This window comes from Hyphomicrobium sp. DY-1 (genome assembly GCF_047497105.1).
In the GTDB taxonomy this organism is placed as follows: domain Bacteria; phylum Pseudomonadota; class Alphaproteobacteria; order Rhizobiales; family Hyphomicrobiaceae; genus Hyphomicrobium_B.
In genome coordinates, this window is the sequence record NZ_CP134870.1 from 854,432 (window position 1) to 874,173 (window position 19,742).

The 19,742-nt window shown below is 55.4% G+C and carries 17 protein-coding genes and 4 pseudogenes; 16 read left to right on the forward strand and 5 right to left on the reverse strand.

Going from position 1 to position 19,742, the window contains the following annotated elements; all coding sequences use genetic code 11:
- Nucleotides 1-607: 607 nt before the first annotated feature.
- The 9 genes from RLW41_RS04135 (at nt 608) to RLW41_RS04175 (ending at nt 10,580) form a co-directional block, all read left to right on the forward strand.
- Nucleotides 608-1,243, forward strand: coding sequence for a Crp/Fnr family transcriptional regulator (locus RLW41_RS04135; protein ID WP_414464661.1), 636 nt, complete (start codon nt 608-610; stop codon nt 1,241-1,243).
- Nucleotides 1,244-1,933: 690 nt separating this feature from the next.
- Nucleotides 1,934-2,605: a TetR/AcrR family transcriptional regulator gene (locus RLW41_RS04140; protein WP_414463608.1), complete on the forward strand. Its 672-nt coding sequence runs from the start codon at nt 1,934-1,936 to the stop codon at nt 2,603-2,605.
- 29 nt (nt 2,606-2,634) lie between these two features.
- The gene (locus RLW41_RS04145; RefSeq protein WP_414463609.1) at nt 2,635-3,906 is read left to right on the forward strand and encodes a patatin-like phospholipase family protein; all 1,272 of its coding nucleotides are present in this window, start codon (nt 2,635-2,637) and stop codon (nt 3,904-3,906) included.
- Between the two features lie 53 nt (nt 3,907-3,959).
- On the forward strand, nt 3,960-4,607 hold the full coding sequence (locus RLW41_RS04150) for an NYN domain-containing protein (RefSeq protein ID WP_414463610.1): 648 nt from the start codon (nt 3,960-3,962) through the stop codon (nt 4,605-4,607).
- Nucleotides 4,608-4,985: 378 nt separating this feature from the next.
- Nucleotides 4,986-6,085 (forward strand): IS3 family transposase gene (locus RLW41_RS04155; protein WP_414463611.1). Its coding sequence is split into 2 segments (ribosomal slippage): nt 4,986-5,247 and nt 5,247-6,085, totalling 1,101 coding nucleotides; the frame shifts between segments, so codons are not numbered across the junction.
- A gap of 241 nt (nt 6,086-6,326) precedes the next feature.
- Nucleotides 6,327-7,049 carry an acetoacetyl-CoA reductase gene (phbB, locus tag RLW41_RS04160; RefSeq protein WP_414464662.1) on the forward strand — a complete coding sequence of 241 codons (723 nt, stop codon included), beginning with the start codon at nt 6,327-6,329 and terminating at the stop codon, nt 7,047-7,049.
- 31 nt (nt 7,050-7,080) lie between these two features.
- The gene (locus tag RLW41_RS04165) at nt 7,081-8,265 is read left to right on the forward strand and encodes a thiolase family protein (protein WP_414463612.1); all 1,185 of its coding nucleotides are present in this window, start codon (nt 7,081-7,083) and stop codon (nt 8,263-8,265) included.
- A 103-nt stretch (nt 8,266-8,368) separates the two neighbouring features.
- Nucleotides 8,369-9,337 carry a bifunctional enoyl-CoA hydratase/phosphate acetyltransferase gene (locus tag RLW41_RS04170; protein WP_414463613.1) on the forward strand — a complete coding sequence of 323 codons (969 nt, stop codon included), beginning with the start codon at nt 8,369-8,371 and terminating at the stop codon, nt 9,335-9,337.
- The gene (locus tag RLW41_RS04175; RefSeq protein ID WP_414463614.1) at nt 9,318-10,580 is read left to right on the forward strand and encodes an acetate/propionate family kinase; all 1,263 of its coding nucleotides are present in this window, start codon (nt 9,318-9,320) and stop codon (nt 10,578-10,580) included. The genes RLW41_RS04170 and RLW41_RS04175 overlap by 20 nt, the downstream gene beginning before the upstream one ends.
- A gap of 173 nt (nt 10,581-10,753) precedes the next feature.
- On the opposite strand, the gene RLW41_RS04180 is transcribed toward RLW41_RS04175, so the two are convergent.
- Nucleotides 10,754-11,086, reverse strand: a complete 333-nt coding sequence (locus RLW41_RS04180; protein WP_414463615.1) for a hypothetical protein — start codon at nt 11,084-11,086, stop codon at nt 10,754-10,756.
- Between RLW41_RS04180 and RLW41_RS04185 the strand changes: the two genes are divergently transcribed.
- Nucleotides 11,075-11,599, forward strand: a complete 525-nt coding sequence (locus RLW41_RS04185) for a Crp/Fnr family transcriptional regulator (RefSeq protein WP_414463616.1) — start codon at nt 11,075-11,077, stop codon at nt 11,597-11,599. The genes RLW41_RS04180 and RLW41_RS04185 overlap by 12 nt on opposite strands.
- Before the next feature lie 63 nt (nt 11,600-11,662).
- Nucleotides 11,663-13,549 (forward strand): PHA/PHB synthase family protein, encoded by a 1,887-nt coding sequence (locus tag RLW41_RS04190; RefSeq protein WP_414463617.1) that lies wholly within the window; start codon nt 11,663-11,665, stop codon nt 13,547-13,549.
- A 117-nt stretch (nt 13,550-13,666) separates the two neighbouring features.
- Here the strand turns inward: RLW41_RS04190 and RLW41_RS04195 are convergent.
- Nucleotides 13,667-14,775, reverse strand: a pseudogene (locus RLW41_RS04195) (IS3 family transposase).
- Nucleotides 14,776-15,033: 258 nt separating this feature from the next.
- Between RLW41_RS04195 and RLW41_RS04200 the strand changes: the two are divergent.
- Nucleotides 15,034-16,605 carry an AAA family ATPase gene (locus tag RLW41_RS04200; protein WP_414463618.1) on the forward strand — a complete coding sequence of 524 codons (1,572 nt, stop codon included), beginning with the start codon at nt 15,034-15,036 and terminating at the stop codon, nt 16,603-16,605.
- Nucleotides 16,606-16,711: 106 nt separating this feature from the next.
- On the opposite strand, the gene RLW41_RS04205 is transcribed toward RLW41_RS04200, so the two are convergent.
- Complete coding sequence (locus tag RLW41_RS04205) at nt 16,712-17,011, reverse strand: DUF2267 domain-containing protein (protein WP_414463619.1); 300 nt, start codon at nt 17,009-17,011, stop codon at nt 16,712-16,714.
- A gap of 32 nt (nt 17,012-17,043) precedes the next feature.
- Between RLW41_RS04205 and RLW41_RS04210 the strand changes: the two genes are divergently transcribed.
- Together RLW41_RS04210 and RLW41_RS04215 are read left to right on the forward strand one after the other, a co-directional pair.
- Nucleotides 17,044-17,304 carry a hypothetical protein gene (locus tag RLW41_RS04210; protein ID WP_414463620.1) on the forward strand — a complete coding sequence of 87 codons (261 nt, stop codon included), beginning with the start codon at nt 17,044-17,046 and terminating at the stop codon, nt 17,302-17,304.
- A pseudogene (locus tag RLW41_RS04215) lies at nt 17,234-17,482 on the forward strand (putrescine ABC transporter permease PotI); the annotation flags it as partial. The gene RLW41_RS04210 and the pseudogene RLW41_RS04215, both read left to right, overlap by 71 nt.
- Before the next feature lie 145 nt (nt 17,483-17,627).
- Here RLW41_RS04215 and RLW41_RS04220 read toward each other — a convergent pair.
- Nucleotides 17,628-17,882: pseudogene (locus RLW41_RS04220) on the reverse strand (ABC transporter permease); the annotation flags it as partial.
- An 82-nt stretch (nt 17,883-17,964) separates the two neighbouring features.
- On the opposite strand from RLW41_RS04220, the pseudogene RLW41_RS04225 reads away from it, so the two are divergent.
- Nucleotides 17,965-18,420 (forward strand): annotated as a pseudogene (locus RLW41_RS04225) (TetR/AcrR family transcriptional regulator); the annotation flags it as partial.
- Between the two features lie 3 nt (nt 18,421-18,423).
- On the opposite strand, the gene RLW41_RS04230 reads toward RLW41_RS04225, so the two are convergent.
- Nucleotides 18,424-18,675 carry a hypothetical protein gene (locus RLW41_RS04230; protein ID WP_414464672.1) on the reverse strand — a complete coding sequence of 84 codons (252 nt, stop codon included), beginning with the start codon at nt 18,673-18,675 and terminating at the stop codon, nt 18,424-18,426.
- On the opposite strand from RLW41_RS04230, the gene RLW41_RS04235 reads away from it, so the two are divergent.
- Nucleotides 18,591-19,124 (forward strand): universal stress protein, encoded by a 534-nt coding sequence (locus tag RLW41_RS04235; RefSeq protein ID WP_414463621.1) that lies wholly within the window; start codon nt 18,591-18,593, stop codon nt 19,122-19,124. The two genes, RLW41_RS04230 and RLW41_RS04235, sit on opposite strands and share 85 nt — an antisense overlap.
- Nucleotides 19,125-19,742: the final 618 nt, after the last annotated feature.

Consider the following 19,742-nt stretch of genomic DNA (forward strand, 5'->3'; position numbering starts at 1 on the left):
CACCGACGGCTCGGCTAGCGACGGTTGGCGACATTGTGCAGTCGGCCGCGCGTATCTGGAGAATTGACTTATCAAATCTCGTTCAACGCTTAGCTAAACTCGAGCCTGACAAAGATGACGTCAACGTCGTGGCCTTCACTTTCCCTGGACGTTGTCGGCACGCTGGAACTCACCCCTCTACCACCAGCTGCAGAGAGGAGAGCGGCTCGAACGGCCAAGTCGGCGTCTGGTTGGCCAGGAAAAGAAACAGTATTGCTGAGATCGTTTCCATCGGCCTTAGCTTGAGAAGAGAGTGAAAGCGAGACATCTGCCGACTCGCCGCACCACCTGAGCCCCGGGCCTAATACGAAGGTGACGATTCTCTAGGTGATTAGATTTTTTACTTTACAGTCCAGTCTAATTCGGTCATTTTTTATGGGGCGTTCCACTTAAGACACGTGGAATGGCGAGCTTCTGTTGGGACTCACAACCGATAGGCGTTGCCTTGCCGTCGGTGCGTCTCAAAGGGGACAGGGCAAAAGGGATGGGGCAACGACCCGATGAGGTAATCGCAAACCGCGTTTTGTGCGCACTTCCGCCGGAAGCCCTGAAGCGCGTCACTGCTCCAATGAAAGTCATAAGATTGTCAGCGGGACAGGTGCTCTATCGCGTCGGCGACTGCGTGGATAAGATCTACTTCGTGAATCAAGGGCCCGTCTCGTCTGCCAGGACAATGGAGGACGGGCGCACAATGGAGATCGGCGCTGTTGGTATTGAAGGTGCAGTCGGCGCGGTTGCTCTTTTCGGATTCGAGGCCGCCGCTCTCGAATATGTAGTTAGCCTTCCCACCACCGCTCTTTACTGCAAAACTGGAGACTTACAGCCCGAAGTTACGCGAAACCCTCGCTTCATGACGCTTCTGCAGCAATATTGTTATCTAGCTATGTGTCAGATCGCGCAAATCTCAGCATGCAATGGTCTACATAAACTCGAGCAACGTTGTTGCCGTTGGCTTCTAACAGCACATGACAGTGCGCGAGCTGATCATTTTCAGCTGACACATGAGTTCCTCGCCATGACACTTGGAGTTCAACGCGCCAGTATTTCCCTCACCGCACTTACCCTCCAGCAGGAAGGCTATATCCAATATAAGCGGGGGCAAATAACAATCATAGAACGCGGTGGTCTCGAAGCTACGGCCTGCGAATGTTACGGCACGATTCGACGCCTGTTTGATCGCCTCTCTCTCCAACCCACAAAATAATCGTTTGTTTTTGTTTTCTATCACCATCTTCTTCAACCTCCGTGTTTGGAACCGAACAGACACCCGTCTCGAGCTTCGAGTAAAAACTCGGCGATGATCTTTTGCCGAACGAGGGAACAAGAGCAAGGGTCAGATGCGATGTCTTCGACATTGCATCAAGGTTGCATAATAAAAAAGGAGGAAACGCTTCGGCCCCGATCCAATCTTCCTACGATCAATTTGGAAAGTTGGGGAGCTTAGGCCGAACGCGGCTGGGTCACGCGTTGAGCAAACTAACAAGAAAATGAAGTATCTTTTGCGGCTTCAAATCGTACTTCGTGGGTGCCCTAGGTGGCCAGAGCCTTTGTGCCAGCTTTCCCCCTCCTGCTGGCGACTTAGCTCTCGGCCACCTTTTTTTCTCGCTATTATCTCGCTATTATAATGTGCGTTGTGCTCTCTCAGGGTTCATGGTCGAACGACCCAAGATGTTGCTGCTCTTTCCATCCGGGCGGAGGCTCCTATCTATTTTGGCCGGATAAGCGCCTCGGCCGGCCCATTCAATTTCTGCGCAATGTGCTCCCGAATAATTGCCTTTTACTTCATAGCGTCATTCCCCAGCGCTTCATAAGCCCTGGGAAACTTGCTTTTGCCAAAATTTTAGACTTTACAGTCCAATCCTAAGCGTTATGTCTCCCAAGGCGGAGGGCAATCATGACACAAATCAAATTGAGCGAGCATTCGCGGAAACACGATGCAATCATCCTTGCAGCGTCCGAGCTGTTCGTCTCTCGTGGTTATGATGGCGTCAGCATGGAAGTAATTGCTGAAGCGGCCAACGTTTCGCGCCAAACCATCTACAATCAGTTTGAAAGCAAAGAGGCCCTGTTTCGTGCGATCATTGATGAGCTCGTCGATGAGTTCATGGAGCCTCTCGCCAGAGCGAGCAGGGATGCGAACGTCCGCGAGACCCTTATTGCGTTTGCCGAACATACGCTCGGACTTCTGGTTCGCCGCAAGTTCGTTGCCCTTTACCGATTATCGCTCACTGAAACCGATCGTTTCCCAGATTTTTGTCCCACCGTTTACAAGGCGGGCGCGCAGCGGGCACAGGAAACAGTTGCAGAATATCTCCGCGAACAAGCCCAAAATGGCCACCTCGAATTGGCGGACCCGTTCGTGGCGGCTGGTCATTTTATGGCGCTTACGTGCCGGGATACCGAGTTGAAAGCTCTTTTTGGCGTCGAATCCAGACTTTCCTCTCAAGAGATTCGCCGGCGCGCCAAGGCGGGTGTCGCCGCGTTTTTGAAAGCCTACGGGACGAACGATCTGACTATGTCCCTTAGAGAAACAAGGACGAATCGAAGGCCGCTGCGGCGAGCCTGAGAGATTCTTCCGGAAGGGGGGAGACACAGATGCGTCCAGAACATGGCTCCACAACGCGTGCGCGATCAATCTTAGCAGCGGTCCTTCTTGCCGGTCTCGACGCAGGATGCGCGGCCACACTCCCTCGCGACATTGTCCCGGAAACGCTCGTCGATGAAGCCCAGCTAACAGGGATGACAGGCATTCGCATCTGGGGCGATGCTTCCGAAGAGTCTTTGCGAAAGCTCGTGCGCGCTGAAGCTCCTAAGATGCGTGCCCTTATGGCTTCACATCAGCATCAAGGCCAGGTCCCCGTGATCAACATCGCCGCGATATCGGGAGGAGCCGATGACGGGGCATTTGGTGCGGGGCTTTTAGTCGGCTGGAGCGATGCCGGTGCGAGGCCAGATTTTGATCTCGTCACCGGCGTTAGTGCCGGTGCACTGATCGCGCCGTTCGTCTTTCTTGGGCGGGAAAAGGATCCAGAGCTCGGGGAGATTTTCACGAAGTATACACAGCAGGACATCTTCACGCAAAACGTCGTCTCCGGACTTTTCGGTGGTTCCGCCCTGGCCGACAGTTCTCCTCTCGCGCGTCTCATCGCCAGATATGTCGACCGGCAGTTCCTGCGCGAGGTCGCTCGCGAGCGCATGAACGGCCGCATACTCCTTATTGGAACGACGAATCTCGATGCGCAGCGCCCGGTGCTCTGGGATATGGGTCGCATTGCGATGAGCGATAGTCCCGAGGCCCTTAGTCTATTTCGAAAGGTCTTGCTGGCTTCGGCATCGATTCCGGGGGTCTTTCCGCCTGTGCGCATCCAAGTGCGTGCGGATGGCCGAACCTATGACGAATTGCATGCCGACGGCGGCGTCACTCAGCAGGTATTTGTAGCGCCTCCGGCCTTGTCGTTGTCCGGCGCTGACCTAAGTGCGAAGGCCATGACCAGACGGGTCTTCATTATCCGGAATGGCAAGATCAGCCCCGAGTGGCAGCCGATTGAAGCGAACACGCTGTCGATTACCGGACGCTCGATCTCGACGCTCATCAAGAACGAAGGCCTCGGCGACCTCTATCGTATCTATGCAACGGCCGAGCGCGATCATATGGACTTCAACCTCGCTGCCATCCCGGCTGACTTCAAAATGAAGAGTCCCGAACCCTTTGATCAAAAGTATATGCGCACGCTCTACCAAGTCGGTTACCGCGCAGGACGTGGTGGTTACACGTGGATGAAGACGCCTCCCGGTCTTGAAGCAGAGGCGCGTCATGGCACCCCTAATAGAAAAGCTTCAGATTTAGCCGTGTCCGCTAACAACTGAAATAGGTAATTTTTTGAATAGTCGGCACGAAATTCTTCGGGATGTCAGGTTCGATGTTTTTTGACCGCAATGAACGCATGGCACTCTTTATCGATGGCCCCAATCTTTACGCGAGCATGAGACAGCTCGGCTTTGAGATTGACTATCGTCGGCTTCTTGGAGTCTTCCGCGAGCGGGCGCGCCTTATCCGAGCTTATTATTATACGGCAATTGCCGACGATCAGGAATTTTCTTCCGTCCGGCCCCTCGTGGACTGGCTAGACTACAATGGTTTTTCCGTGGTGACTAAGCCTATCAGGGAAACCATGGAACATGACGGCCGACGTAGGCTCAAGGGAAACATGGAGGTCGAATTGGCAGTCGATGCCATGCGTATCGCCGCTCATATCGATCATCTCATCTTCTTTTCAGGAAATGGCAACCTTCGCTATCTTGTGGCGGCACTGCAGGAAAGAGGCCGACGCGTCAGCGTCGTGTCTACGTTGCAAACGCAGCCGCAAATGATCTCGGACGACTTGCGACGGCAGGCGGATCAGTTCGTCGACCTTACTGATCTGGAAGGCAAGATCGGGAGACCACAAGCTGATCCGGATCGGCGGAAACTGGCAAGCCACCAAGTGGCGATTTCGGTAGGGTCCGACGTCACGGGTCTCGCACACCCGGCATTCAATCGCGACATATCCTCCAAGGGCGACAAATGATGTCCATCGCTTCTTGTAAAAGAATCGCTTCCATTGGATTGCAGCCCACACAATCGTACTTCTTCTTGCTTCACCAGCGCATGCTCAAATGCCGGGAGGAACTCCGGTGGTTGGCTATGCGATCCCAGAGAAAAAACCTGTCACGCAGGTTCGAGAGTTTATCGGACGCGTCGAAGCGATCAACTGTTCGCCGTCAGGGTTTTCAGGACAGTTGAGCGGCTGATCCAAGAGAGTCTTTGGCTCATCGGGTTGAAGATCATGCTGCTGCGTTGAAGTGCTGTCGGCGTCTGAGTTCCATGACCTGCCTCCCGCAAACTGGACCATCGAATCTGAGAAAATTCTCGTTTAGCGGCCTTGCTGGCCGGACGAGGAGAGACGATGAAACGCTCGAAGTTTACCGATAGCCAGATCGCCTTCATTCTGAGGCAAGCTGACGAAGGGACAGCGGTTGCGGAGGTGTGCCGGAAAGCTGGAATCTCCCAGCAGACTTTTTATCGATGGCGTCAGCGGTATGGCGGCTTGATGCCGTCGGAGATGAAGCGTCTGAAGCAGCTCGACGAAGAGAACGCCAAGCTGAAGAAGCTGGTCGCCGATCTGAGCCTTGATCGTGCCATGCTGCAGGACGTCATCCGCAGAAAGCTCTAAGGCCTGCTCGCAAGCGGGAGCTGGTTGATGATGTTCGAGCCGAATGGAAAGTGAGCATTCGGCGTGCGTGCTCGGTTCTGAGGGCCCGCCGCTCGACCTATCATTACCGCCACCGCCGTGCCGGGCAGGCCGGACTTAAAAAGCGCATCAAAGAGATCTCCGAGACGCGCGTGCGCTATGGCTATCGCCGCATCCACGTGCTTCTGCGGCGTGAAGGCTGGGGTGTGAACGCCAAGCGTGTGTATCGGCTTTATCGTGAAATGGGCCTGCAATTGCGCAATAAAACGCCGAAGCGGCGGGTCAGAGCAAAATTGCGCGAAGACCGCCGGGCGGCATCTCATCCCAACGATGTGTGGGCGATGGATTTCGTGCATGATCAAACCTACGATGGCGATCGCTTGCGCATCCTGACGGTCATAGACACGCACTCGCGCTTTGTACCGGCCATCGAAGTTCGCCGGACCTATAAAGGTGCCGATGTGGTTGCAACGCTCGAGCGTGTCTGTCGGGACGTCGGCTATCCGAAGACCATTCGAGTCGACCAAGGCTCGGAGTTCGTCTCCAAGGATCTCGATCTCTGGGCTTACCAGCGCGGTGTAATCCTCGACTTCTCGCGGCCCGGGAAACCGACGGACAATGCCTTCATCGAGAGCCTGAACGGCAAGTTCCGAGCTGAGTGCCTGAACGTACACTGGTTCATGAATGTCTCGGACGCCCAGCGAAAGTGTGATATATGGCGACGAGATTATAACGAAATTCGGCCCCACAGCTCGATCGGCAACAGAACGCCCAGCGAGCTGGCGAAACCGTCATCTGGGGCGCGCCCCAGATGACGACAACCTGAGAATTTTCTCATCCCACGTGGTCCAAGAATTGGGGGCGGCTCACGCCCATACCGCTTCATCCATTGGAGTGCTGCCTGGGTGACCGGAACGATTACTGGCCAATGTGGTCAACGACGCCGCCGTCCTTCTCTCCGATGTCGATTTTACTGATCGATATCAATGCCAGCCAACGATTGTCGAGCTAGGTTTTAAATTGATTTTATATGGGAGGATGAGTCGGATGACTGATGTGACGCGAACAGCGGTTGTTACCGGAGGCGTTACTGGTATTGGTGCGGCGACGTGTATCGCTCTCAAGAAGGCCGGCCACCAGGTGGCAGCAACGTTTTTCGGAAATGGAGACGAGGCGAAGAAGTTTCATGATCAAACCGGAATTCCGGTTTATGAGTGGAACGTCGCCGTCTTCGATGATTGTCAGCGTGGTGTTGCGGAAATCGCGAAAGCGATCGGACCAATCGAAATCCTCGTCAACAATGCTGGCATCACGCAAGATGTGACGTTGCATAAGATGACATGCGAGCAGTGGCGCTCCGTGATCGACATCGATCTTGGCGGCTGCTTCAACATGTGCCGGGCCGTGATCGAATCCATGCGGGAGAGGCGGTTCGGCCGCATCGTCAATATCAGTTCAATCAACGGCCTCGCCGGGCAGTTCGGTCAAACCAACTATGCCGCCGCAAAGGCAGGAATTATCGGCTTCAGCAAATCTCTGGCTCTTGAGGGTGCGGCCCGCGGCATTACCGTCAACGCCATCGCCCCGGGATACACCGATACGGCGATGGTTGCGGCAGTGCCTCAGGACATTTTGAAAAAAATTGTCGCTGCTGTGCCCGTCGGACGTTTGGCAAAGCCGGAAGAGATTGCGCGTGCCGTTGTTTTTCTTGTCGGTGATGATGCTGGTTTCATCACAGGCGAAACGCTCTCGATCAACGGCGGCAAGTACATGCAATAGGCCGAGGTAAATTTTTCAGGGGTATGAATCCATGGGTCAGTCGGCTCTTGTTCTCTGCTCTCCAGTCCGCACGGCAATCGGTGCGTATAAAGGAGAGCTCAAAGATATTGCTGCGCCGGATCTGGGGGCTGCAGTAATCAAAGAGACGCTAAAGCGTGCGAAACTCAATCCATCGGCAGTCGAACTTGCCGTTATGGGGCAGGTTATTCAGGCGGGCTCGAAGATGAACCCTGGGCGTCAGTCTTCTGTTAAAGCCGGCATTCCTGTGACAGTTCCAGCAATGACGGTAAATCGTGTGTGTGGATCCGGTTCACAGGCCATCGCAAGTGTTGCCCAGGAAGTAATGCTTGGGCACGCGAAATGCGGCATAGCGGGTGGCATGGAGAATATGGATCAAGCACCGTACTTGATGGCGTCGGGACGGTGGGGCTACCGGATGGGAGATGCCCAAATCTATGACAGCATGTTACGCGACGGGTTGGCCGATGCCTTCTGCGACGAGCATTCTGGCTGGGTGACGGAAGACTTGGTCGCCAAGTTTCAAATTACGCGGGAAGCTCAAGACAAGTGGGCTTACCGCTCGCAGACGCGCTTTGGCGCCGCTCAAGCTGCGGGGAAATTCACGTCAGAAATCGTCTCTGTGGACGTGCCAAGTCGTAAGGGCCCTTTGGTGTTCGAGAAAGATGAGCAAAATCGTCCGGATACGACGCTTGAAAAGCTCTCCAAGCTGAAACCGGCCTTTCGCAAGAATGGAACAATAACCGCTGGCAATGCACCGGGGCTCAATAGTGGCGCGGCTTCAATGATCGTTGCGGATGCGAATTGGGCCGATAAGCAGGGCATAGAGCCCATGGCGCGGCTCGTTTCGTTTGGCGTTGGTGCCGTCGAACCAGGCATGTTCGGCTTAGGCCCCGTGCCAGCCGTGCATCAGGCCCTTGCGCGGGCGGGCTGGAAGATCAGCGATCTCGAGCGCGTTGAAATCAACGAAGCCTTCGCCGCCATCGCGCTGGCGCTTATTCAAGAGCTCCAATTACCCGAGGAGATTGTGAACGTCGAGGGTGGTGCGATTGCCCACGGTCACCCGATTGGTGCGACAGGTGCAGTGCTGACGACACGCCTCGCGCATTCGATGCGCCGCGATGGCATTCGCCGAGGCCTTGTCGCTCTGTGTATCGGCGGCGGACAAGGCATTGCACTTGCGCTTGAGTGTTCATGAGTCAAGAACCCAAAGGGAGGGAACGAAACTTGCGACAGCATTGGAATTGGACTCGGTCGTGCCGCGATGATCTCAATGGTACGCCGGTCGGCGGGTCGACGTCATGATGTCTCGACACCATCACATTTTTTCGAAGCTAGTTGATAGAGCTGAAATCCTTGAGCCGATCACCACGGCGGTTGTGTTCCCATTGAGCGACGTTGCGCTACGGGGCGCTTGTGAATCCGCGGAATCAGGGCTCATTACGCCAACGCTCATTGCGCCAAAGGAAGAATTGGCCAATTTGGCGCATCGTCTGAAACTCGATATTTCAAGCTATAAGGTCATCGACGTGGAGACCGATGTGAAGGCTGCCGCTGTAGGCGTGAGCCTCTGCCGGTCTGGTGAGGCTGAGGCTCTTATGAAAGGGAGCTTGCATACCGACCATTTCATGCATGCTGTGATGGACGATGAGACCGGATTGCGCACGGCGCGGCGCATCAGTCATGTCTTTATATTCGACGTTCCAGCTTATCCTCGTATGTTGCTGATAACCGACGCGGCGATCAACATCTATCCGAAGCTTGAGGACAAGGTCGATATCATCCAGAACGCGGTCGATCTCGCGCAAGCTCTGGGTATCTCGGAACCGAAGGTTGCTATTCTCTCCGCGGTGGAGACCGTTACTCCAAAGATCATTTCGACAATCGAAGCGGCCGCGCTCTGCAAAATGGCGGATCGGGGGCAGATTGTGGGTGGCCTTCTTGAGGGGCCCCTTGCATTCGACAATGCGATCAATCTGAAGGCGGCCGAGATCAAGCATATCCACTCACCCGTCGCCGGGCAGGCAGATATTCTCGTTGTGCCTGATCTTGAAGCCGGCAATATGCTCGCGAAGCAACTCGAGTATCTAGCGGACAGTGAGGCGGCCGGCATCGTGCTCGGTGCTCGCGTTCCAATCGTACTCACAAGCAGGGCCGATAGCGCGAAGAGCCGCTTGGCGTCGAGTGCTGTTGCCGCGTTGCTTGCTCATGCACGACGAAAACGGCAATTGGCGATGTCAGACTTAACTGATGGAGGCGGCCACGGCTAAGGATTCGAACATCCTCGTGATCAACGCCGGCTCATCGAGCATCAAATTCGCCATTTATACGGTAGATCTTGCTTTAAGGCTCCATGGGGAACTTGACGGTATCGGGACGCATCCTCGTCTTGTGGCGTCGGACGCCGACGGAACGTCGCTCGTCGATCGGCGCCCGCCAACCCAGGACAGAAACGACGTCCATAACTTGCTTTCGCAGTTGATGAGTTGGCTCGAAGAGCATCTTGGCTCCGAGAAGCTCGGCGCCATCGGCCACCGCGTGGCTATAGGCGGGCTGGAACATACCGGTCCCGTCGTTGTCACGCCAGCTATTCTGGAAAAGCTTCGTTCGTTCGTGCCGCTTGCCCCGCTACATCAACCGCGCAATCTCGAGCCACTAGAGATCTTGAAGCGATTGCATCCTCATCTTCCGCAGGTCGCATGCTTCGATACCGCATTTCACCGGACGATGCCGCGCGTCGCGGAGCTTTATGGTCTTCCGCGCAGCTTGAGCGAAGCCGGCGCGCACCGCTACGGCTTTCACGGTCTCTCCTATGAGTACATCAGTGGCTCCCTTGCAAATTTCGATCGACGCGCTGCGGAGGGACGCACCGTCATTGCACACCTTGGCAGCGGTGCCAGTATGTGTGCAGTTCGTGGCGGGAGGAGCATCGCGACGACGATGGGATTTAGCCCTTTGAGCGGTCTCGTAATGGGCACCCGCTCAGGCGATCTCGACCCCGGCCTCATGATCTGGCTTCTCCGAGAGCGCGGTATGACCGTCGAGCAGGTGGAGCAGATGCTCTATCGAGAGTCCGGAATGAAGGGCGTTTCAGGACTGAGCGGCGATATGCGAGACCTTCTTTCGAGCAAAGAACCGCAAGCTCGTGAAGCGGTGGACCTATTCGTCTACAGGGTATCATCAGAACTTGGTTCTTTGTGCGCCGCTCTCGAGGGGCTCGATGCGGTCGTGTTCACGGCCGGAATCGGAGAGCACGCCGCAGAAGTCCGTGAATTAGTGTGTAAGCGCTCAGGATGGCTCGGAATTCAGGTCGATGATGATGCGAACAGAAAAAATGCGTCACGCATCAGCACAGTCGATAGCGAGGTTTCTGTCTGGGTCATTCCCACGAACGAGGAATTGATAGTGGCTAAACACACGGCTGGGCTCGTGCTATCGCTTAGTTGGCAAGGAGGAGATCTCGAGCCTGCCCCCGGGATGATTGGTAGGCTGTTGAAACATCCCCGAACGTAGCAGCGTTGAGAGCGAAGCGAGTGGTTTTGCCAAGTCGGCGACGTCGAGATTAAAAGTCGGCTTCTATTGACCGTTCCAGCTGCGACCCTTCGAGACATTCTCCCCTTGATGAAACGCTTCGTTCTTCGTCGCGGTCAAATTATTTATGGCGCCGAGGAGTCAACAGACAAAGCCTAATTCGTCAACAGCGGCCTCGTTTCTACGATCATCACTATCAAAGACGTGCGTACAGTCGAGATCGACGCCGTCGGGATCGAAGGCTTGTCGGGCCCCACGCGCTGCTGGGTTGGTCGACGGCGACCCTTGAGCGGATAGTTCAACTCTCCGGTTCGGCGCTTTGTTTTGATGCGCATCATCTTCGGACCGAAGTTGCGAGGAACCGGCGCTTTGAAAAGCTGCTTGAGCGGTATTATCATCTTGCTATCGACCAAATCGGGCAGGCTGCTGCCTGTAATCGTTTGCACAGCTTGGAGCAGCGGTGCTGTCGTTGGCTTATGATCGCGCATGATAGCGCCGGATCCGACCAATTCGACCTTACTCACGAATTTCTGGCTATGATGCTCGGCCTACAGCGCGTTGGGGTTTCAATTGCCGCCAAAGCTCTCCAACGATCAGGCCTCATTAGCTATTCTCGAGGCTGGGTAACAATCGAAGATCGGCGCGGGCTCGAGGATTGCACCTGCGAGTGTTATGGCACAATCCGAGATCTGACCTATCGCCTTCTCGGGGAGCCAAAAAAACGCAAAATTTACCGATATTTTAAGTGGATAGATCTGTTGGAAATCGAACAGACAGACATGACGATCTCGCTCATCTTTGGCCTAAATCAAGCTTTTGGCCTGACCGGAGGGAGATGCATCGTGCCCGACGAACGATCGACAAAGTCTGGGACCGGGCAAACATCTCAAAATTCGTCTGATACGAAGCCGCCAGATCCGCCGCCCTCAATTGAACGTTGGTGGGCAGGAAGGCTCAAAACTCCTCTGGGACGAGCCTTAAGCAAGCTCGGAAAAAAATAACACCCTCATAGTTTCTACCCCGCCCTTATCCGACCCATGCCAGCGAATAGCGCGAGGAAATCGATGACTGAGAAAGTTCAAGCAGCACTTCGTGTCGACGAGCCGCGTGACAAGGTTGGCGAGGCTTCTCGCCATAGTGAAACAGCCCGTCGGCCTTTGGCTCCGAACTCAAGACACGGCATTGTAACGCCATCGCAAGATACCACGGTCCTGCGAGAACCGGGCGAGGACATTGGCGAGCGCCGCGCCCTCGACCGCTTCATCCACGCAGCGATGGCCCATGCGACGCTCGGTCTTTCGCCTGGGTCCTTGACCAGCGCCTATTCCGATTGGCTGGCGCATCTAGCGATTTCCCCTGGGAAGCAACAGCAATTGTGGGAAAAGGGGTTGCGGAAATGGTTACGCTACGTGAACTTCACGTTCCACGCCGTCGTCGGAAAAGATTGTCAGCCATGCATCGAACCGCTGGAACAGGATGACCGGTTCGATGACCCAGCTTGGCAGCGGCCACCCTTTAATCTCATCTATCAGGGCTTCTTGTTCACACAACAGTGGTGGCATAACGCAATGACGGGTGTTGCGGGTGTGGAACCGCATCACGAGAATGTCGTCACCTTTGCAACTCGGCAGATCCTCGATGCATTCTCGCCATCAAATTTTCCGGCTTTCAATCCCGAAGTTATCGATAGGAGTTTGAAGGAAGGAGGAGCCAACTTCGTACTCGGCGCCCAAAATTTATTTGAGGATTGGTGCCGCGCAGTTCTCGGTGATCAACCCGTGGGGACCGAAAATTTCACTGTGGGCCGCGATGTTGCGCTGACGCCCGGCAAAATCGTTTTACGCAATGAGCTGATCGAGCTGATCCAGTACGTACCCACCACCAATAAGGTCAAAGCCGAGCCCATCCTGATCGTGCCGGCCTGGATCATGAAGTATTACATTCTCGATTTGTCGCCGCGGAATTCTCTTGTTAGTTGGTTAGTGAGCCAGGGATTCACCGTTTTCATAATCTCATGGAAAAATCCAGATGAGAATGATCGGGATAAAAGTCTTGATGACTACCGTCGCCTTGGCATCACGGCAGCGCTCGAAGCTGTTGGCGCCATTGTGCCTGATCGTAAGATCCACGGGGTCGGCTATTGTCTCGGGGGAACCCTCCTCGCCTTAGCAGCGGCAGCTATGGGTCGCGACGGAGACGATCGGCTTGCATCCTTGACTCTTCTTGCTGCACAGACGGACTTCTCGGAGCCCGGCGAACTCCAATTTTTCGTTGATGATAGCGAGGTCGCGTTCCTCGAAGACATGATGTGGGAAAAGGGATACCTCGACTCTAATCAGATGTCCGGGGCATTTCAGCTTCTGCGCTCGAAAGACCTCATTTGGTCACGTACCGTTCGTGAATATTTACTCGGTCAACGTCCGGCTATATTCGATTTAATGGCCTGGAACGCCGATGGCACCCGTTTGCCATACAAAATGCATTCAGAGTATCTGCGCCATTTCTACTTGCGTAACGATCTGGCTCAGGGACGTTATGCTGTGGACGGCCAGCCCATTTCCATTAGTGAGATTCGCCCCCCGATTTTCGGAGTTGCAACTCTCAAAGATCACGTTGCTCCGTGGCGCTCCGTTTACAAGATTCACCTGCTCGCAGAGACCGAGGTCACTTTCCTGCTTACGAGCGGCGGCCACAACGCCGGCGTTGTCTCGGAGCCCGGCCATCCGCATCGCTCTTATCAGGTGGCTGTCAAGCCTGCCTCTCAGTCGTACGTCGCACCAGACGTCTGGCACCAAGAAGTACCCCAATGCCTAGGTTCTTGGTGGCCTGAGTGGGAAGCGTGGCTGAGGGAGCACTCGACTGAGGACGTTCCACCGCCATCCTTGGGAGCACCTGAAAAAGGATACCCCTCGCTTGACGACGCTCCTGGCTATTACGTGCTTCAACGCTGAAGAAAGCGCGAGGTTATCTGACCCGCATCATCTAATAGCTGCTTATTCACTTGTCGAGCAGCCTTGAGGCCGTTGCTAGGCATTGGCCTGCCCCACATCGCGGAGCCAGGGTCTAAGTTAGAATCCGGCCGTCGTTGTCCAGCATCTGGGCTGACCGGATGCTGGCGGCAAGATCGCTTCTGGTGCCGGCGGCCGATAATTCAGCGATGAGTGCGGTCTAACGGCATTGTAGTGTCGCCGCCAGTTCTCGATCAGGACCTGAGCCCCACGCAATGTCGTGAAGATCTCACCGTTTAGAAGCTCGTCTCGGAGCTTCGAGTTCAGGCTCTCGCAGTAGCCGTTTTCCCATGGACTTCCCGGTTCGATGGAGAGCGTCTTGACGCCGACCCGGCCGAGCCATTCCCCGTACAGCTATTGCGGCGAACTCCGGGCTGTTGTCGGAGCGGATGTGTTCCGGCGGTCCGTGAGTGACGAAGAGATCGGCGAGACAGTCGTCAGATCTGAGCCGCCGGGCAACGATGATCGCAAGGCATCGCCGCGTGAACTCATCAAGCACCACGAGCATGCGGAACTTCCTACCATCCTGAGTGCGGTCGTGAACGAAGTCATACGATCCGATGTGGTTCGCCGGATCGGTCCTCAGACGCACGCATGACCCATCGTTGAGCCAGAGACGGCCCCGTTTCAGTTGCTTCATGGGAGCTTTCAGCCCTTCCCGGCTCCAGATCCGATAGATCCGTTTGACTTTCACCCGCCAATCTTCGGCGACGAGCAACGCACAGATGCGGCGATATCCGTACCGCCATAACGGGTCGCCAGCCGCACGATGTCGGCTGTCAGAGCCGCCTCATCGTCTGCCGTCGTGAGACACCGTCTCTGCGTCGCACGAGATTGACCGATAACGGTGCACGCCCAGCGTTCGGATATGGACAGCTGGGAGCGGACATGCGCAACACATGCCCGCTTCCGGGAAGGGCTTAGAATTTTTCCTCGAGCGCTTCCTTCAGAATCAGCTTGTCGATGGTGAGCTCTGACACGGCCTTCTTCAGCCGTCCGTTCTCTCGTTCGAGATCTTTGAAGCGCTTCGCCTGGTCAAGCTTCAGGCCAATGTACTCACGCCGCCAGCGATAGTAGCTCTGCTCTGAAACACCGAGGCCTCGACACACCGATCCGATCGTCTGGCCCTGACTCAACCGGACTTCTGCTTCCCGCGGCAGGCCGATAATCTCTTTCTGTCGTAAACCGCTTCCGCGCCATTCCTCATCTCCTCATCCGAGGTTGGAAATAGCCGGATTCGCTCAGTCACCTTGGCGCCGCTTCAAGGCAGCAGGCCATTTGGGACTGATCCGCACCGACGAAACCGAGATCATTGGGAGTACGGTCGCATATGCTCCATTCGTCTGATGATGCTTTTGAGCGAGTCTGGTAGCCGTTTCACGGGGTAGGAGCTAAGTGCAAGGCTGGCTGGCAAGGAGCTTCGACGCTTGAACGATGCAATCGACGAAGAGGCCGAAGTTGTTGCCTTGTTAAGTGCCGCCGAGACTTATTCTTTGCCTCGCGGATCTGTCGACGTCATTGAGACGCACTGCGCGCGCGTCTTTCTAGCAGGTGATCAGGCCTTCAAGGTCAAGAAGCGGGTCAAGTTGCCGTTCCTCGACTTCACGATCCTCGAGCGACGGTTCTCGGCATGCCGCCGGGAAATCGAGCTCAATCAACCCCACGCGCCAACCATCTATCTCGGTCTTCGGCAGATCTCGCGGCGTGCGGACGGCATCTTGACTTTGGAGAATGCCGGCAAGACGGTCGACTGGGCTGTTCATATGCGCCGGTTCGACCAGGCCTCGGTTCTTGTGCGGATCGCCGATCGCGGTCCGCTGCCGGCGGTATTGCCACAGAAGCTTGCAGTTATGGTCGCGAACTACCATCGCTCTGCGCCGCGGTCATCGGCAGACCAAGGTTCAGCACGCATTTACCGTCTCGTCGAGCAGCTCGCATCGGAGCTTTCAACGGGTGGAGATCTCATTTGCGAGAATGCCTCAACATTCAGCTCTTTGGCGCACGACCATCTTTTTAGAAATGCGCGTTTGCTCGATCAACGAGCGGCATCAGGTGCGTTGCGACGATGTCACGGCGATCTCCATCTCGGGAACATCGTCATGATCAACTCCGACCCCGTTCCCTTTGACGCTCTCGAGTTCGATGAGGAGCTGGCGACGACCGACGTCTTCTACGATCTCGCTTTTCTGCTGATGGATCTTGACCATCGTGGCCTGCGAGCCGAAGCCAACGGCGTTATCAACGGCTACGTTGGCGAAGCACCGCTTGGCTCTGAGATCGATGGTCTCGCGTGCCTACCGCTCTTCCTTGCCTGTCGCTCCTGCGTCAGGGCCGTCGTTTCGCTCGAGCGCGCGCGGCAAGAGCAAGGCCCTATTTCGGACGGGCTCCTCCGGGAAGCCCAAGCATTTCTCACCTCTTCGCTTCAATACCTGCGTCCGTCTCCGGCAATTGCCATCGCCATCGGAGGGCTATCCGGTTCGGGAAAATCGACCTTAGGACGGATACTCGCTCCGCTTTTGGGGCGTGCCCCGGGCGCAATACATTTGCGCAGCGATATTGAGCGCAAGCGTCTCGCGGGGGTGGCGGAAGAGCACCGTCTCTCGCGCCAATACTACACTGCCGAGACGTCGAAGGCCGTCTACCAACACCTCGGCGACAAGTCTGCAGCAACTGTTGCTTCCGGCCATTCGGTGGTGACGGACGCGGTATTCGCACGTCCTGATGAAAGGTTGGCGATAGAGGAAGCTGCATTGCGCGCAGGCGGTCGTTTCTTGGGCTTCTGGCTCGATGCTCCGGAAGACCAACTGACGGCCCGTGTTGAAGCGCGCATGGGGGATGCCTCCGATGCGACGGCGGACGTCGTCCGCTCGCAACTGAAGTTCGATCTCGGTCCGATATCATGGCATCGTCTTGACGCTTCCGGCGACCCACGACGCGTTTTCGAGGCGGCCATTGCCGTTCTGCGTGCCGAGGGGCACATCCGCGATCGACCGATGTAGAGCATCAAGATAGTGACGCTTCAGAGTTCGCTGCCTAAGGTTCACTGCCTAGGCCAGCCAGGGATCGAAAAATTGACACCGAGCAGTTTCGATTTCAGAGGCTGTTTCATTGTCCATTCGTCGCAGCCATATGCCAGCCTTCATAATAGAACCCGTGGATGAGCATGGGAAGCAGATGCGCCGCGTTCTCTGGCCCGATACGATCGCGAAGCGCGCGCAAGGTAGCGTTCAGCACTTTATATGCCAAATATCGGTCTCCGGTCTCAAACCGTCTCATCAGCTCTTTAAGCCAGAGATTTGTCTCCTGGGGGTCCTGTCGAAACATCGAGTCTGGCTGGATCTCTCGATGAATGGATGTGATAGCACCACAAACAAGACTTCCTAGATTATGTCGATGGCGATCCATTTCGCGGGCTGGGCATTGATCCGGAAGAGGCAGTGAGCGCCGTTTTCGGCGTGATGGAGAGCGGGCTCGACCCGGGCGAAATTGGGAAGCTGACGAATCTGCTGCCGGAGGAGCTGCTGGACCTATGGCTTTGTCGACCGAATGATCCGCGGATGGGGCAGATGGCCTTAGTGGTGCAGGCTCGGCTTGTTTCGTTCGAGCGATCGCCGCTCACTCTAGGCGATCACGTTGCCGCTGATTGCACCCGCGCTCGGGGCCGGTCGGCTATTGGCCTGCACCCTGTCATTCGATGATCTGGTCGTGGCAAGCTTCATTTCAGGCCACAGCTCTACCACTCTGCCAACGGAAATTTTCTCTAGCGTGCGCATGGGCGGTAGCTCGCAGATCAATGCGCTTGCCACCCTTGATGTACACGCTCCATGTACCCGATTCGCCGGCACTAATGCGTTGCGACGACGAAAGCTGAATTGAACCTTAGTTGGCGATTGCACCGCCATTTCCTCATTTCCTGAACCGAGGTTGGAAATAGCCGGGTTCGCTCAGTCACCTTAAGCGCCGTTTAAAGTGGGCAGACGAACACAAAAGGACTTCGCTTCCGCAGTTCCACCCAGTGCAATCATCTCAAAAACTTCCGGAAGCGCCGTAATGACAAAATGAAAAGGATAGATCCGATTACAAGGAGAGCAGCGAACTGTGGCCAGACCACATCAAGCCCCGCACCACGAAACAGAATGGACTGTGCCAACATCACGAAGTGCGTGTTGGGTGCTGCGAGCATGATATCTTGAATGATTTCGGGCATGCTTTCTCGGGGTGTCACGCCTCCTGAGAGAGCCTGCAGTGGCAATAACACGAGCATCAGCAGCAACCCGATAGATCAGCTTTGATCCTCGTCAACAGCTGTTGACTTTTTTTCGGCGAAGATCGCAATATTCTATTTTGGTGAGGTATTTATGTGTCCTTGTTTAGCGAAGCCGGCCACTACGCGGGACCAAATCCTTAATGCCGCGATACACCGGTTTTCCACGCATTCCTTTGAAGATACGGGATTACGAGATATTGCGGCTGATGTCGGAGTGGACGTCGCCTATGTCCATCGGTGTTTTGGGTCGAAAGAGCGGCTTTTCGCTGAAGCAATTAAAACGGCAGTCCAACCTGAGCGTCTTCTCATCGGAAGCCTAAACGAGCTACCCGAAGTTCTCACGAACGAGCTATTTGCCCAGGAGGCAGGCGACCTAAGAGCGCCAGGGCCACTCGACATTATTGTTCATTCGCTCTCGAGCCCGGATGCCTCCCGGGTTTTGCACGAATTTGTATTGAAGGATTTCATTCAGCCTCTCGGGAACAAACTCGAGGATTCGACGGAATGCCGTGCCTTTATCATTGCCTCGCTGTTGGCAGGCGTAGGCATTCTACGGAAGGTTCTGCGGATCGAACCAAGCCACGGAATAGACGAACGTGAACTTGAGTTTCTCATTTTCAATACGATCAAATTCATCGCCGATCGCCAGCATCGCGGCAGTAGAGTTGGCACCAAACGTGCAAAAAGAAGTGTACGACCCAGGCATTGAATAGCGCGGTGCGTTCTTGGGAGTTTGCGCGTCAAATAGGAGGCTCTCGGAAATATAAGGAGAGCACCAAATGTATTCAATCTTGGTTGCCACGGACGACTCCGAAGGAGCAGCCCGGGCGGTCAAATTCGCGGCCAATCCTCGCAAAGCGCGCGAATGCCGAGTTGACGGTAATTTCAGTCATGACAGGTTTAGGCGAGGATCTTGGGGCATTTGCAAACGTTGAGGAACAGGAGGCCATGCCAGAAGCATTCGATACCAAGTGCCGACAGATATTAGCAAGGGCCCGAGAGCAGGCCCGTCAGGCAGGTGCGAACCCGTTAGCTCTTCACTGGGGCTGGGGTGATCCGACCGAGGTGATCATGCAAACGGCTGCGCAGCTAAAAGCAGATGTTGTCATAGTCGGTCGCCGCGGCCGGGGACGTCTTGCCGGGCTTCTTCTGGGTAGCGTATCGCTTTCTCAGATACTCGCGGCTACTCGTCAGCAGTGGCTAAACCACCGAATTCCAGCGCGCTGCTTTGCGATCGTCGTGAGTTTCTAATTGCAGCACCGGCGATCTATGGGGCGCAGTGACCCAACGAATTTTGTTTCGCCATCGGCCCACTGCTCCCTACAAGGCTAAGGGATAAGCTAATTCAATATAAAAGTGAAATGATTGTTTGATACGATATGTAAAATCCGCCTAAAAGACAGCTAATTATGTAATGAATTGTCGGATAACACATCACACTCTACAAATGCTTACGGTCAGTCGCGTTGCCCGGCCTTGATATAAGCGGATATATTGTACCTCCTGTGGGGCGTGGACAGAATGCCGGCACGTTGCCCGTCAAGCCATCTTCAGCAGTTCGCGCTTTAGACAAAATTTGTCCAGTGTCGGTGCCAGGGTAACGTTGCACTACATGCAATGAGTCGGTGCTAGATAAACCACTGTTTATTTCAAACACGTCTGTTCGACCCGAACGAGACCCTGGCGGTTCCGCTGGGACACCTCCCGGCGATACGTTTTCGGGACCGCTCTTTAACGGCAAAAGGGCCTCGCCCGTACGATTGGGCACTGACAATGCAGTTAAGTCGGGAGGAGAGAAGGCGACAGCAGGATCCGAAGGAGCAGGACACCTGATGCCGCCGAGTTGGTTAAGGTGCCTTGGTGGGGGGG